Raw genomic sequence first — 14,875 nt, 5'->3', positions numbered from 1 at the left:
TTTTTAATCAAAATTCTTACCTAATTGGGCGTGCTTCGCAATTTAAAACTGTAAAAAATTTTATATAATGGAAAATGGAACAATGTCTAGTTTTCAAGCAACTAGGCTTTGACTACCAATCTAGAAAACATAAAAATTGAAAGCATGATCCCAAACAAATCAGATTCTTTAGAAAAACAGAACCGTTTTGTATTTATTTATAACCGATTTAAGACGCAACAGAGTGGCTGCAAAGCAGCTAGTGACATTCTTCCCAACAGTAAAGATTTTGAAATCTTCTATACTTCGTATGAAGATCTAAAAAATCAGATGATACCCAAAGTGAAAACTCTTTTAGCAGATTTGCCAAAAGATTTGCCTTATTTCAAAAATAAGTTGTTAGTTGATTTATGGAAGTTGATTGATCAAATAAGCGATCATCCATCCATTGAAGCTTTTATTGTGAAATGTATTAATTGTTCAGGTATTTTATTGAAGGGTTTTTCAAAAATCTTTTTTGAAGGACACGAGTATATTTTTTTAGAAAACCAAATTTGTAAATTTCGGTGAAAAGACCGTTGTTTTGTTCCGAAATTACAAGATAAGCACGAAGTCATTTGACGGCGGAAAGTTTATATCTCCAAAGAACGCAAGATGAAGTCAGTTCGCTGACGCAAAATTGAAACTTTTGATGATTTTTACGCCTATTTTGGCAAACCTTTAAAAGACGAAGAAGAAGATTAACTTCTACTTCTGACCCAAAGTGACAAAAATACAAGGACTGCAACTTGTATTTTTTTTATGCCCTCAATAAGATTAATCTGGTTTGATTAATCATTAAAAATTTAATTAATCAAATATATAATTACAATTGCACTTCATAAAGGCCAACAAAAACCAGTTAGTCTTGAAGTTAAAATTGAATTGAAACTTAAATATTTGAAGGAAGATGCATGAGTAATCAATTACTAAAAGCGATTAACGCAATCCGGGTAGTGGGTGTTGAAGCCGTTGCTGCGGCTAATTCTGGTCACCCTGGAATTGTATTAGGAGCAGCACCGATTCTAGCGACCTTGTTTGCTAATCACATCAACTTTGATGTTAAAGATCCACACTATTTCAACCGGGACCGGTTTGTTTTAAGTGCAGGTCATGGTAGTGCTTTGTTGTACGCGTTGTTTGCAGCAATTCAGATGAAAGATGTTCATGTTGGCGATTTAAAAAACTTCCGTCAGCTGAATTCAGTTTATGCGGGTCATCCCGAACGCAACCATTTACCCGGGGTAGAAATGACAACTGGGCCATTAGGCCAAGGGGTTGGTGCAGCAGTGGGGATGGCGATTGCCGAAGCTCACTTAAGCGCTTTGTTTAAAGCTAATAACCAGAGTGTAGTCGATCATTACACTTATTGTTTATTTGGTGATGGGGATTTTCAAGAAGGAATTTTTCACGAAGCTTTAAGTGTTGCAGCTTATTACAATCTATCCAAATTAATTCTGATTTATGATTCGAATAACATCCAGTTGGATGGACCAACTAGTGGATCTGAAATTTTGGATCATCAGAAGTATTTTGAAGCTTTTAATATTGATTATCATCTAGTCACTGATGGAGATGATCCAGTTGCCATTGATCAAGCTTTACAAGCTGCTAAAGCTGCGAATCGACCAAGTGTCATTGAGGTCAAAACCGTAATTGGGGCGCATTCACCTAAAGCAAACAGTTCTGCTGTTCATGGTGCTCCTTTAAGCGCTGAAGAGATTGTGTGCTTGCGCGAAAACTTAGAATACACTGCAGCGCCTTTCAGTTATGATGCTGCGGTTTATCAAGCTTTTGATGGTTTACACACTCGTACCCAAGCAACTAAAGAACAATACCAAGAGCGTTTAGAAGCTTTAGCCACAACTGATCCGGAGCAATTTGGTTTATTCAACCAAATTAGTCATAACGAATTCGATCTTTCCTTCACTGAGACCGCATTAGCACTTAATTATGTCAACGAAGCCAGCCGGAATATTGTTGGTGATGTTTATCAATTAGTAACTAAAACTAATCCGACTTTAATTACTTTAAATGCTGATTTATCAGTTTCTACTAAAATCATCCACAAAAACCAACCATTTGCGTCAGCTACTGATCATGCTGCACCAAACTGGAATATGGGGGTGCGCGAACTAGCAATGCAAGCAATTAACAACGGAATTAGTGCTCATGGGGGAGTGTTGGCTGCAGGATCAACCTTTTTAGCTTTTGCTGATTACACCAAACCCGCAATTCGGTTGGGCGCAATTAATGAATTAAACACTTTAACTGTTTTCTCTCATGACTCCATTACTGTTGGTGAAGATGGGCCAACCCACCAACCAATTGAACAACTAGCAATGTTACGTGCCACACCTCATGTCTATGTAGCCCGACCAAGTAATGTTGCTGAAACTACAGCAGCTTTAGAACTATGATTGCAAAAAGATGCTAAAAATCCGGTTGTGATTACTTCTAGTCGGGCACCGTTTAAAATCATTGAGTCCAACATGAAAGATGTTCGCCGGGGGGCTTATGTGATCTATGGAACAGCTTACACCCAACCTGATGTCATGTTGTATGCCACAGGTAGTGAAGTCGAATTAGCCGTACAATTAGCTGAATTTTTAGAAACTAAAAATTTAACCGTACAAGTTGTCTCATTTTGATGTACCAAATTATTTGATGAACAAGACATCGAATACAAAAAAAGTATTCTACAACACCGTTATACCTTTAGCTTAGAGTTTGGTGCAACTTTAGGTTGAAAAAAATACGCCCGTTATTCTTGGGGGATTGACCGGTTTGGCTTATCAGCACCAGCTGGTGATGTTGTCAAAGCCTTAAATTTTCTAGTGGAAAAAATGGCGAATCGGGTGTTAAAAATTGTGCAGAAATAACCCCAGCACAACCGAAACATTTCAACCCCTGTTACTAACCAACAGGGGTTGTTTTATTTTAAGCAATCATTTCAATTTAAGAATTTTAGTGTCAGTAAAAAAGTTATTCATTCTCCCGAAAAATCTTTTAAAATTTGATCTTAGAAAGCAAAACTCAAGGCCTGTTATGAACTCTAGTGTGTTGAAAACTAACCCTTATTATTTAGCGTTTGTTGAAGAAATCAAAAACTATAATGGGGATCAGTTAACTCAGTTAGTTTTGAAAAAATTGTGGACTAACAACCAGTTAGAGCCTTTGTATCTAAGCGTTCTAAAGGCAACTGAATTGCTGATTTTAAAAACTAAACGGCATTTGATGTGAACTTTGCTTCACACTAAATCTGAAGCAAAGAAAAAGATTTTAAGCTTAAGCTTAAAATCAACCGCTGAGTATTTAGAAACCGAATATTTTTTAGATAATTTAATTCGGCCGAATTGGGAACAATTGCGCAGTAGTTATTCTGATCTCGCTGATGAACAATTATTCAAAATTTATTTAGACCAGTGGTCCAGTTATTACGAACATGCCAGACAACCACTGAACTTAGAGCAATTACACCAAAAATACGCTAACACCCCTGATTATGTCCTTAAAACCATTTTAAAGCACGAATACATTAAAGAAGTACGGTTACGTTCTGATGTTGATTTTCACCGTTGCCACCAGTTTTTTGAACGGGTCTTTTTTGGGAATAAAATTGTTGTTTGGGATTATTTACAAACCGATCAAACCCCAATTTTAATTTATGCTGATGAGAAAAAACAAATGGCCCTTGATAAACAATTAGACATCCGGGCCAATTATCAAAAATATCTTAACGATCCTGAAATTACTGACTGACAACTTTATTTGCAGCAGCAAAAACAAACTCAAAAATCCAAACCAACTGCGGCAAAACCCGATTATAAAAAGAGTTAAATTAGGTGTTTGTTTTCTGTAATCCCAGCATATTTTTTGCAAGAATTAAGTCGTTTTAGGTTATAATTAACGAACATGTGTTTATTCGCTTGCAGCTTTGTTAAGTAGGAAGCGAATAATCACTTTTTAATTTTTTAATTTATTTTCCTAATTTTTGTTCAATTAGCACAAAATTTCACCCTAATTATGAAAAAAAACATTCATCCCAAAGCCACAAACGTTAATTTTACATGTTCTTCATGTCAGTCTAAATTTACTGTTTTATCAACTTTAGAAAACTCCGAAGTTGTTGTGGAAATCTGCTCCCAATGTCACCCGTTTTATCTTGGTAAAAATACCATGGGTAAAGTAACCGGAAAAGCTGAAAAATTATTATCTAAATTTGAAGCTGGAAAAAAACAGATTGCTGAACCAGCAGTTAAAAAAGAAGTGACAAAAGCTAAACCAACCCGCAAAAAACGCCAAACTTTGGCTGATTTGGAAATTAAATAACTTGAACAAACTTCATTAAAGTAGTGGCAACATTGATGCTTGCCACTACTTTTTGTTGTTTTCTGGCACACTATTTTCCCATTTAACTCCCCCAAGGCAACAAGAAAGGTTCACTGCCGCTGTTATGAATCATAGTCAGCATTTATATGAAGCTTTAAAATCAATTCATGAAACTCATGAAAAACTAGTTGAAGAATTAAACCAAGTTGGTGATAATGCCACTAAAATTGTGCAACTCAACAAAAAAATTGCGCAAGTTGCCCCAGCTCATTATGGGTTTTTGGAATATGAAAAATTTCTAACTAATTTCAACCAAGCCAAAGAAATTATTAAGAAACAAAACAAAGAAGACCCCGAGTTACTTGAACTAGCTCAAATTGAATTAGACGAGCTGAAAAACCAATTACCCGAATTAGAAAAACGGTTAAAGTTTTTATTGATTCCCCCTGATCCAAATGCTAACAAGAATGTTATCATTGAAATGCGTCCAGCAGCAGGTGGGGATGAATCAAGTATTTTTGTGAATGACTTATTTGAAGCTTACAAACGATATGCCGCAAATAATAAATGACAATTACAAATTCTTGATTATTCAACCAATGCAATTGGCACAACTTATTTATCATTTAGTTTATCTGGCAAAAACGTTTATCCTAAAATGATTTTTGAATCCGGGGTTCACCGGGTCCAACGAGTTCCTGCAACCGAATCAAAAGGGCGGGTGCATACTTCAACAATTACGGTTAGTGTTTTACCTGAACAAGACGAAGTTGAAGTAAAAATCAATCCCGCTGATTTACGGGTTGATGTATTCCGAGCTGGAGGAGCTGGGGGTCAACACGTGAACAAAACTGAGTCAGCTGTTCGGATCACCCACTTACCAACCGGAATTGTTGCTGCTTGTCAAGAGGGTAAATCGCAAATTTCTAACCGGGAAAAAGCAATGACAATGTTGCGGGCCAAGTTGTGAAAAAAATTAAATGACGAACAAAACCAACAAATTGGCGAAATTGTGCGTTCTCAAGTTGGCACTGGTGATCGATCAGAAAAAATTCGCACTTATAACTACCCCCAAAACCGGGTCACTGACCATCGCATTAATTTAACCATTAACCGTTTAAATTCGATCATGCTAGGCAATTTGGAACCAATCACTGAAGCGCTGATCAATTATGATCAATCCGAAAAATTAAATAAACTAATTGGTTCTGATGAATAACCCCGTTAGTTTTCTGACATTAATTAACCAAGGCAAAAAAATTACTGACTACAAGCAAATGAGTCAGCAAATTCTTTTTGAATTGGTTTATTTTTTGTCTTCAAAATGCTCTAACAAGCTTGATTTCATCAGTTATATGTACCAACCAGTTGATTTTCCGGTTAGTGCTTTTTGACAAGTTGTACTTGCAGCTTGTTACAAAAAATTTCCTCTAGAACGAATTACTGGGCAAACTAGTTTTTATCACCGTCAATTTCAAGTGCATCCTAAAGTCTTTATTCCCCGGCATGAAACTGAATTAGTTGTTAAAGTTTTAATCACCCAAATTCACCGGTTAATAACCAGTTTACCCCAACCAGCAAAACCATGACAGTACATTGATTTGTGCACGGGTACAGGGATTATTGGTTTAAGTGTTCAACACGAATATTCAAACCAACTTGACACCACTTTATTAGACTTAAATCCCGATGCAATTGCTAATGCTCAAGCTAATGCCCAACTACACCAACTCCAAGTTAATTTAATGACCGCTGATTGATTGGACTTTTTAACCACAAATCCGACTTACCAAATTATTTCAGCTAATTTTCCCTATGTTGGTTATACGGATATCATTGATACTAATTTAGTTAAACATGAACCCCACTTAGCTTTGTTTGCTAACGATTATGGGTGAGAGCACTATCAAACCTTGTTAACTTATTTAACTAGTAATTCACATTGACGCTTAGTGGTTTTAGAAACAAGTAGTTTACACCAAATTCAATGAACTATAGCCCAACAAAATCATCCCGAATGGGATTTTGAGTTAATTAATGATTGAAACAACCAGCTACGTGTTGTTTGTTTAAAACCCAAACTCCAATAATTTAGTTGATAACAGCAAAAAGCCCTCTCTTACACACTCTTTAAATGTAAGAAAGGGCTTTTTATCAATGGGGTCTCTTTTGTGAAACCAATCACTTTTAAAAAAATGATTAATTTCTAAAATGGTGCACCTGGAGGGACTCGAACCCACACATCTCTCGATACTAGATCCTAAGTCTAGCGCGTCTGCCAGTTCCGCCACAGGTGCATAAGCATAAGAGTATGCTTAAAACTATGGTGCCGACTATAGGAATCGAACCTACGACCTACTGATTACAAGTCAGTTGCTCTACCTGGCTGAGCTAAGTCGGCAACAAAAAAAGATAAATCTTTTTATTGTAAAAAAATGGTGGAGTGTGAGGGGCTCGAACCCCCGACCTCCTGCTTGTAAGGCAGATGCTCTCCCAGCTGAGCTAACACTCCAAAAACAAAAGTTAGAAAAATTCTAACTCTGAAAGAAACTATTAGTAGTATTAATAATTTAATATGGTGACCCGTACGGGATTCAAACCCGTGAATGCACGCGTGAAAGGCGTGTGTGTTCGTTCACTTCACCAACGGGCCAAAAAATGGCGGTCACAGTAGGGATCGAACCTACGACCAACCGGTTAACAGCCGGTTGCTCTACCGCTGAGCTATGTGACCAAATATATAAAATATGAATGATGAAGTGATTTGCTTTTAAAAATAAAAACCTTAATAGATTATATTAAAAATTTTTGATTTTTTTGCTTTTTTTATCAAAATTTTACGAATTATAATTTCAATAATGCAAGAATAAATTTTAAACTAAATTTAAGAAAAAATAACATTTTTTAATTTGTCGTTTGAGCAACTTGTTCAATTGATAAGTTAAAATTGGGGTTTGAATGAGCAAACCCATTAGCTCTAATGAGTCATTTAGCGCTTGATCAAATTGGTTGTTGATTAATGTTTAAAACATTAACATCAAAACTAATGATACCCCGATCTGATTGATCGGTTGCAGGATTATGGGTTAGAGTTAGCCGATGAACATTTTGATCATCTGCAGTTGTACTAAAGCGCAGTAAATACCAATTTAATAAAGTCGTTAATTTGGTTTGATAAGTTTGAATTCATGAAGCCGCATCCGGATCAGATAAATTAACTGTTTTAATCGCTGCAAATAATTCTGGTTGTAACAAATTAAACTGCCGTTGATCATTAGTTAACACCCGGTGTAACTGTTCCCATTGTAAAAAACTAGTTACAGTTGGGTGGGTTCGTGTATTAGGACTGGAAAGTAAGTGGCCATGTTGGTCGAACTGGTTTAAAAACCAAACATAATTTGTTTTAGTCTGTGTTTTAGTTTCGACTTCAATCACCACCGCAACATTACCAGGAACCGGATAAGCATTAACTAAGGTTCATTTTTGATCAGTTGCTTGTTTAGTTAGAGGAATCGTTAAATTCTTAGCCACCAAATTTGAATTAGCAATTGCATAAGCGTTAGCAACATTGGATTGGTTAAAAATCGTGGTGTGAAATTCGGTTGATTTAACCCCTACATCATTCGGAATTTGGAAATCAGGTCGATATGGTTGCTGTAAATAATCAGTAATTCGGGGTAAAGCATATAATTGAGCAACTGGAACCCCGAAATTTACTGCAGCTTCCGGAGTGCTAATAACACTAGAAACCACTGGATCAGTCGAAGGAGTTGATGTGGTTGCAGCAGTTTGAGCGCTACAAGCACTCAAACCAAAGCTAATAAGACTAAAACTAGTTCAACAAAAAAGTTTAGCCGAACGAGAAAATTGACATTTCATGAAAAAATTAAGTTTGTTTAAATTCGTAGTTTAGGAGCCAGATGAGATAGTGGATGGGCAAATAAGCTCGAACTAGCTTCACCCCCGCCGTGTTCGTGAACGTGTAAATTCATCACCAAAAAAGCACTAATCATGCCTAAAATTAGTAAAATGATTGCTAGATATCACAATTTTTGGGTTTTGGCTTCAGCAATTACTTCGGGTAGTAACTCCACTAAAGCAACAAAGCTGAATAAAACCCCAACAATAATGTGTAATAACGCCTGAATTCAGGGTTGGGCACCAATAAAAGTGCCTAAATTAGCACCAATAAAAATGAAGGGAACTAACAATAAACTCATTCACAATGAATAACCCATTGCCCTTCATTTCGGAATTTGCATTTCGCGCATTCGGTAATACAAAATTAGTTCTTCAGGAATAACGTGAATAAAAAAACCAATGATGAAAGTAACAGAGATTCCTCCCCCTAAACCACTAACAATTTGATAAACCGTATAACCTAAAAATAACCCCGCTCCCACTCGGTGGGATAGTAATAAATAAATTGCTAAATACTTGTTTTTAATCGCACTGTTAGCTCGATCTAAGAAATAATCCTCACCATGAGCATGATGGTGAAATTGGTGGTGATCATGCTGGTTAGAATCGTGTTGGTGGGTATGATGAATTAGTTGGTTTCAGTTCAAAACTTTTAGTTTTTTACTAATTAAGAACTTAAAGAATAACGCTCCAGCTAAACCTAATAACGCTCCACCAGCAATTACCCCGACTTGGATACCAATTAAATGGGGATGATCAGGATAACCATCTTGCAAGAAGTGTAAACCTTCATTACTTTCGCCATACAGTCCTAAAACTAGAAAAAACCCAATGGTGAAAGCATACAATAACATTGTTGCTTTTTTACTTAAAGTTGCTTTGACTAAGGGAGCAAGAACGGTAATTAAAACCGGAACCGAAATGATGATTAAGCTCAAAATTAGGGCATTAAAATTATAATTACCATAAGCCGAAAACGAATTAATGATAATGCCATTAAACATAAATAGCCAACTAAGTTCCTTGTTTTTCTGATAACTAAATTCAATTCAGTATTTTATTATTTTTCTAAATACTTTACGAATAATTGTTATTTTTTTTATAATTTAACGAAGTAAATTTAGAAAAATTATAAATTAGATTTGCCAAAAATTGCAAAAACTTTTCCAATTTTAGCAAAATAGACATAAAAAATACCTGCTGAGCTTAAACAGGTATTTTTTTCATATAACGAAAGGGTCTATATTAATAGAAAGATATTCAAATTTGAATAGTAAAAAAGATTGAAAAACAAGTCCCATAAAGTATTTCTTTATCGACGAGTTTTTAATAAAGGAAGTATAAAAAACTTATATTTTTCAAATAATAGAAAGTTAATATGGTTCTAAACAAGTAGAAAAAAGAAAAATCCAGTAGAACCAATCTGAGATTGGCTGAACTTAGAGGTTACCTAAAAAAGAGCTTAAAAACTTGGAGCAGGTGATGGGAATCAAACCCACGCTTATAGCTTGGAAGGCTATAGTTCTATCACTAAACTACACCTGCGTAAATGGTGCTGGAAGGGGGACTCGAACCCCCACGAGATTGCTCTCACAGGATCTTAAGTCCTGGGCGTCTACCTATTCCGCCACTCCAGCAGAACCCAAAAAACAGTGGGATGTTTTTTGGTAAATGATTTGAAAAATATAAATGGTGATCCACCAGGGGATCGAACCCTGGACCCTTTGATTAAAAGTCAAATGCTCTACCGCTGAGCTAGTGGATCATATATGGCTGGGCTGGGTGGGATCGAACCACCGCGTGCCAGAGTCAAAGTCTGGTGCCTTACCGCTTGGCTACAGCCCAATATGGTGGGCAGGGAGGGATTCGAACCCCCGAAACCATGAGGTGTCTGATCTACAGTCAGAAGCGTTTAACCACTTCGCTACCTACCCAAATATCCGTCTGTTTTTGCAAAAATGGAGAAATTTTTGTAAAAACCAGATTAGATTATACCAAAAAAAATTATTTTCTAACCAAAAAGAGCATCAGAAATAATTTTAAAAAATTAATTTGGTTGAACTCAATTAATGGTTTCATCAACCAAATTGCTAATCAAAATTATAGCCTATTTTTTATAAATTTTCATGTGAAATTCGGGAAATTTCGGTCTTGTCAACCCCATTCAGCCCAATAAATTCAGGATTAAATGTTAAAATTGAATCAGCTGATTGGCTTTGGGTCACCAACTAAAAGAAGAAAGCAGCAACAAAACAATGAATCAGAAACAATATGCGGTTGAGTTTGTTGATTTGACGAAAGAATTTAACGGGTTTGTTGCAAATCACCAAATTAATTTACAAATTGAAAAAGGCAAAATTTTTGCTTTAATCGGCGAAAATGGGGCGGGTAAATCCACTTTAATGTCGGTATTGTTTGGATTGTATAACCCGACTTATGGTTACATTAAAATCAATGGCGAACGGATTGAAATTCAGGATCCGAATCATGCTAATGACTTGAAAATTGGCATGGTACACCAACATTTTAAATTAGTTGAAGATTTTACTAATTTAGAAAACATCATACTGGGATCTGAATTTGAAAAAAACCGAATGTTGTATCGGGAACCAGCAATTAAAAAAATTCAAGCCCTGCAAGCAAAATACCGTTTACATTTTGATTTAAACCAGAAAACTGGTGATGCAACTGTTTCTACCCAGCAAAAAGTAGAAATTATGAAAATGTTGTATCGTAATTCTGATATTTTAATTTTTGATGAACCAACTGCGGTTTTGAACCCCCAAGAAATTGATGGGCTATTAGAAACAATGTTGGAATTTAAAAAAGCCAATAAAACGATTATTTTTATCTCTCATAAACTGAATGAACTTAAAAAGGTTGCTGATAGTGCTGCAGTAATTCGGTTGGGTCAAATTGTTCTAAAAATTCCTGATTTTCAGCAAGTGGATTTAAAAACCGTTTCTCATGCTATGGTTGGGGCTAATTTAGTTGAATCTAAAAACACCCAAACTACAATTGATTCAGAAGTTTTTTTATCATTCGAAAATGTTTCAACTAAGGGTGTTAAGAAATTACAAGACGTAAGTTTTCAATTACAAAAAGGTGAAATTTTAGCGATTGCTGGGGTTGAAGGTAACGGGCAAGAACTAATTGAATTTATTATTGCTGGGTTAGTTAAACCCAAAACTGGCGCCATTAAGTTTTATGATCCTCAAACCCAGCAACTGGTTGATATTACTAAAAAATCAATTCATTTTCGTCAAGCTATGGGTTTATCTTACATCCCCAACGACCGACAAAAATACGGATTAGTTTTGGATTTCAATATTTTTGAAAATACGATTATCCGACGGTTAAAAGATAAGACCCTTCAGTTTTTGGGCATCATTAAAAACCGTGAACTCCGCCAATTTTATCACCAAATTGCCACCCAATACGATGTTCGGGGTGATAATCAGGGTCAAGCTAAAGCTCGGGCTTTATCGGGAGGAAACCAACAAAAAGCAATTGTGGGACGAGAATTATTAACCCCGCATCACATATTACTAGTTTGTCAGCCTACCCGGGGTTTAGATGTTGGAGCGATCCAAAACATCCACCAGGCTCTATTGAAAGATAAAGCCCAAAATAAAGCTATTTTGTTAATTTCATACGAATTAGATGAAGTGTTAGCCTTAGCCGATTCGGTTGCGGTCATTAATAACGGAACATTATCCCCGAAAATTCCGATTAGTCAAGTCAGTCGGGAAATGATTGGATCAATTATGACCGGAATTAATAAAACAAAAAACTAACCACTAACTATTATGAATAAGATCAGCATTTGAAATCAACAAATTAACAACGGAGTTAACTGGGTTTGACGTAAATTACGCGCTGTTCAAGACCAGAATGGAAGACGCAAATTGTACAACGTTTTCTGAGCAGTGATTTTTGGATTAATTTTAGCCGGAATTTTTATTTCTTTTTCTGGAAGCAACCCCTTACTAGTTTATCAAGCCTTTTTTGCTGCAGTTGATGTTAATAGTAATAAATACTTGTTAATTACTGCAATCTATATTTTTTCAGGAATTGCTGTAGGAATTGGGTTTCAAGCCGGATTATTTAACATCGGTGTCCCTGGGCAAATGATGTTAGGTGGAGCGTTTGCAACCATGTATTTACACCAGTTTGCAAATGAACAAAATTCGTTTCCTGTTGATACAGGAATTTTGTTTGTGAGCTTTCTGATTGCTAGTTTAAGTGGGTTTGGAATTGCACTTTTAGCCGGAATTTTAAAGGCCTATTTTAAAGTTAATGAAGTGGTTAGCACAATTTTATTTAACTGGATTGTTTTTGAATTGTGTCGATTTATTTTCCGGTTGGATGGAGGGTTTAACTTTCCCGGATTTGCTTTTCGATCTTATGCACATGTTTTGCCTAATTTTTATGAAACCCTGAATTATTTCTTGTTGTTGTTTTTTATTGCGGTTGGGTTTGCTTTTATCATTTGATGAATCGTTCGCAAAACTACTTTAGGTTATGCCATTAAAATGACCGGATTATCTGCTACTGCTGCGCAATATTCAGGAGTTGATAACCGTAAACTAACCGTTTTGGTAATGGGATTTTCGGGTTTTTTAGCCGGGTTATGCGGATTTTTATACTTTGTGATTCTGAATAAGGACTTTAATATTGCGGGTTTAAATGGTCCGTTAAATTTAGGTTTTGATTCAATTGCGATTACCATGTTAGCTTTGAATTCACCAGTCGGCATTATTTTTAGTGGTTTATTCTATGCTGCTTTTAATGTTGGATCTGAAGGTTTAGGGATTTATGTTGGTAATCCCAATTTAAACATCAATACTTACACCATTATTGTGGGCATCGTAATTTATCTGGTCGCCATGGCCGCGGTTTTTAGTCAGTTTAACCCGTTAATTTGAATTCAGACTAAATTTTTATTATTGAGAAATTCCCAAATTTATTGAACCCGTGACCAACAACAACAGTTTCAAAAACGGTTACACCACTTCCAAACTGAACTCAAACAACAACCAGATCAAGCCAAAAAAATTCAGTTCATTAGTACATTTTTAAATCAGTTAGAACAAGAATGAACGAAGCAATCCGTCTTAAATCTCAGTTTTTACCGGCAGTTGCAAAAAATTCATTGGCAGCAATTTTGATTAGAGTGACGTCATTACAGTCGTTTACTGAAACAAAACCACAAAGCAATTGTTCAACTCAAAAAACAAGCTCAAGCGAATTGGAACTATTATTTAAGTTTAGAAAGCGATCAAGCCCAAATTGCTTTTTTAGATCAAATCCAAAATGCTAAAAGCCAAGTGCAAACTCAGCTGACCCAATTGCACTATTACAAGAAAAAGCAGTTAATCTCAAATTTTTGGGCATGATACCGTGAGAAAAAGCAGTTAACCAAAAAAGTTCGCACTCAAGCTCGAGAAGTGATGGGCCGTTATTATTGATTATTATTTTACCGCCAATTTTATCCCAAAATTTATGCCCAAAAACTATCCCAATTTTTAGAATTACAACCCCAACGTTTTTTAACCACCCAGCAGTATACCCAATTAATGACTGATCAAACTCAACAATTAAAGGAGTAGAAAACCATGGAAATTTTTGCTTCAATTTTTGTCGGTAGTATTTTATTTTTCTGTATTTTAACAATTGCAGCAATTGCGGCTTTATTTAGTGAACGGGTGGGAATTGTTAATATTGCAGTTGATGGCGGCATGATTTTTGCCGCAGCTTTTTATGGCATTTTTGCCCAAATTTTTAGCAGCGAAAGTATTTGGGTGCAATTACCCTTATATCTGGTTGCAATCATTGCCGGAATTATTTTTTCGCTTTTACAAAATTTATTAGTTATCAAATTAAAGGCCGATCAAATTATTGCGGGAATTGCCATGAATTTATTGGCTTTTGGGATTGCTATCATTTTCTTATTAGTCTTAGGTACTAGTTCCCGGTTTAGTTTAGTTACTCCAGAATTAGCCTTAGCACAAAATGCAATTGCGGGAAATTGGGGAAATATTTTATCGTTAAAACTAATTTTAACAATTGTGATTATTGGTTGTGCTTGGTTTGGTTTATCCAAAACCAAATGGGGTTTACGTTTAAAATCAATCGGTGAAAACCCCCAAGCTGCAGCAGTGGTTGGAATTAATGTTAATAGTTATAAATACCAAGGAACAATTATTTCAGGGGCTTTATCTGGTTTAGCCGGGGCAATCTATATTGATTATGTTGGTTCTAACTTTGCTGCTAATGTTCAGGGTTTAGGATTTTTAGGTCTAGCAATTTTGATTATTGGTCAGTGAAAAGTTTGGTCAATTGTTTTAGCTGGGTTTGGTTTTAGTTTGCTTTATTCTCTAGGGATTGTGTTAGGGACTGGAGTCGGTGCTTTAAAACCCCTAGAAAATTACAGTCACTTCTTTTTCATAATTCCTTACTTGTTCACAATTATTGTTTTAGCTTTGACATCAAAACATTCATTGGGTCCTAAAGCGGTTGGGAAAAATTATGATAAACAAGCCCGGTAGCTTAAAGCCAATTTTTTCAACAATTACTGACTGAAACGACAATAAAAAATCAA

General features: G+C 35.7%; 11 protein-coding genes and 10 tRNA genes. 9 read left to right on the top strand and 12 right to left on the bottom strand.

Annotated features, from left to right (window positions below):
• Positions 1 to 144 precede the first annotated feature (144 nt).
• The 6 genes from NPA10_RS01780 to NPA10_RS01755 all read left to right on the top strand — a co-directional run bounded on the left by NPA10_RS01780 (position 145) and on the right by NPA10_RS01755 (position 6,440).
• Positions 145 to 723: a hypothetical protein gene (locus NPA10_RS01780; protein ID WP_256547820.1), complete on the top strand. Its 579-nt coding sequence runs from the start codon at positions 145 to 147 to the stop codon at positions 721 to 723.
• 209 nt (positions 724 to 932) lie between these two features.
• Positions 933 to 2,900 carry a transketolase-like TK C-terminal-containing protein gene (locus NPA10_RS01775; protein WP_256547819.1) on the top strand — a complete coding sequence of 656 codons (1,968 nt, stop codon included), beginning with the start codon at positions 933 to 935 and terminating at the stop codon, positions 2,898 to 2,900.
• Positions 2,901 to 3,078: 178 nt separating this feature from the next.
• The gene (locus NPA10_RS01770; protein WP_256547818.1) at positions 3,079 to 3,858 is read left to right on the top strand and encodes a hypothetical protein; all 780 of its coding nucleotides are present in this window, start codon (positions 3,079 to 3,081) and stop codon (positions 3,856 to 3,858) included.
• A 186-nt stretch (positions 3,859 to 4,044) separates the two neighbouring features.
• Positions 4,045 to 4,350, top strand: coding sequence for a 50S ribosomal protein L31 (gene rpmE, locus NPA10_RS01765; protein WP_256547817.1), 306 nt, complete (start codon positions 4,045 to 4,047; stop codon positions 4,348 to 4,350).
• A gap of 124 nt (positions 4,351 to 4,474) precedes the next feature.
• Positions 4,475 to 5,569: a peptide chain release factor 1 gene (gene prfA / locus NPA10_RS01760; protein ID WP_256547816.1), complete on the top strand. Its 1,095-nt coding sequence runs from the start codon at positions 4,475 to 4,477 to the stop codon at positions 5,567 to 5,569.
• Complete coding sequence (locus NPA10_RS01755) at positions 5,562 to 6,440, top strand: HemK family protein methyltransferase (RefSeq protein ID WP_256547815.1); 879 nt, start codon at positions 5,562 to 5,564, stop codon at positions 6,438 to 6,440. The genes prfA and NPA10_RS01755 overlap by 8 nt, the downstream gene beginning before the upstream one ends.
• Positions 6,441 to 6,562: 122 nt before the next feature.
• On the opposite strand, the gene NPA10_RS01750 is transcribed toward NPA10_RS01755, so the two are convergent.
• The 12 genes from NPA10_RS01750 to NPA10_RS01695 form a co-directional block, all read right to left on the bottom strand.
• Positions 6,563 to 6,647 (bottom strand) — tRNA-Leu (locus tag NPA10_RS01750).
• Positions 6,648 to 6,674: 27 nt separating this feature from the next.
• Positions 6,675 to 6,751, bottom strand: a tRNA-Thr gene (locus NPA10_RS01745).
• Between the two features lie 35 nt (positions 6,752 to 6,786).
• A tRNA-Val gene (locus NPA10_RS01740) sits at positions 6,787 to 6,862 on the bottom strand.
• 64 nt (positions 6,863 to 6,926) lie between these two features.
• Positions 6,927 to 7,003 (bottom strand) — tRNA-Glu (locus tag NPA10_RS01735).
• A gap of 6 nt (positions 7,004 to 7,009) precedes the next feature.
• Positions 7,010 to 7,084: transfer RNA gene (locus NPA10_RS01730), tRNA-Asn, on the bottom strand.
• A 170-nt stretch (positions 7,085 to 7,254) separates the two neighbouring features.
• Positions 7,255 to 8,229, bottom strand: coding sequence for a hypothetical protein (locus NPA10_RS01725; RefSeq protein ID WP_256547814.1), 975 nt, complete (start codon positions 8,227 to 8,229; stop codon positions 7,255 to 7,257).
• Positions 8,230 to 8,246: 17 nt separating this feature from the next.
• Complete coding sequence (locus NPA10_RS01720; protein ID WP_256547813.1) at positions 8,247 to 9,275, bottom strand: ZIP family metal transporter; 1,029 nt, start codon at positions 9,273 to 9,275, stop codon at positions 8,247 to 8,249.
• A gap of 467 nt (positions 9,276 to 9,742) precedes the next feature.
• Positions 9,743 to 9,816 (bottom strand) — tRNA-Gly (locus tag NPA10_RS01715).
• Positions 9,817 to 9,821: 5 nt separating this feature from the next.
• Positions 9,822 to 9,908 (bottom strand) — tRNA-Leu (locus NPA10_RS01710).
• A gap of 53 nt (positions 9,909 to 9,961) precedes the next feature.
• Positions 9,962 to 10,036: transfer RNA gene (locus NPA10_RS01705), tRNA-Lys, on the bottom strand.
• Positions 10,037 to 10,041: 5 nt separating this feature from the next.
• Positions 10,042 to 10,116: transfer RNA gene (locus NPA10_RS01700), tRNA-Gln, on the bottom strand.
• Positions 10,117 to 10,119: 3 nt separating this feature from the next.
• Positions 10,120 to 10,205, bottom strand: a tRNA-Tyr gene (locus NPA10_RS01695).
• Positions 10,206 to 10,526: 321 nt separating this feature from the next.
• On the opposite strand from NPA10_RS01695, the gene NPA10_RS01690 reads away from it, so the two are divergent.
• The 3 genes from NPA10_RS01690 to NPA10_RS01680 are packed head-to-tail and all read left to right on the top strand — an operon-like array spanning position 10,527 to position 14,822.
• Positions 10,527 to 12,068 (top strand): ABC transporter ATP-binding protein, encoded by a 1,542-nt coding sequence (locus NPA10_RS01690; protein WP_256547812.1) that lies wholly within the window; start codon positions 10,527 to 10,529, stop codon positions 12,066 to 12,068.
• Positions 12,069 to 12,080: 12 nt separating this feature from the next.
• Positions 12,081 to 13,883, top strand: a complete 1,803-nt coding sequence (locus tag NPA10_RS01685) for an ABC transporter permease (protein WP_256547811.1) — start codon at positions 12,081 to 12,083, stop codon at positions 13,881 to 13,883.
• Between the two features lie 6 nt (positions 13,884 to 13,889).
• Positions 13,890 to 14,822 (top strand): ABC transporter permease, encoded by a 933-nt coding sequence (locus NPA10_RS01680; RefSeq protein ID WP_256547810.1) that lies wholly within the window; start codon positions 13,890 to 13,892, stop codon positions 14,820 to 14,822.
• Positions 14,823 to 14,875: the final 53 nt, after the last annotated feature.

The sequence above is a fragment of the Mycoplasmoides fastidiosum genome (genome assembly GCF_024498275.1).
In the GTDB taxonomy this organism is placed as follows: Bacteria; Bacillota_I; Bacilli_A; order Mycoplasmatales; family Mycoplasmoidaceae; genus Mycoplasma_N; species Mycoplasma_N fastidiosum.
The sequence above is the reverse complement of the archived record's forward strand: the minus strand, read 5'-3'. Positions and strand labels throughout refer to the sequence as shown.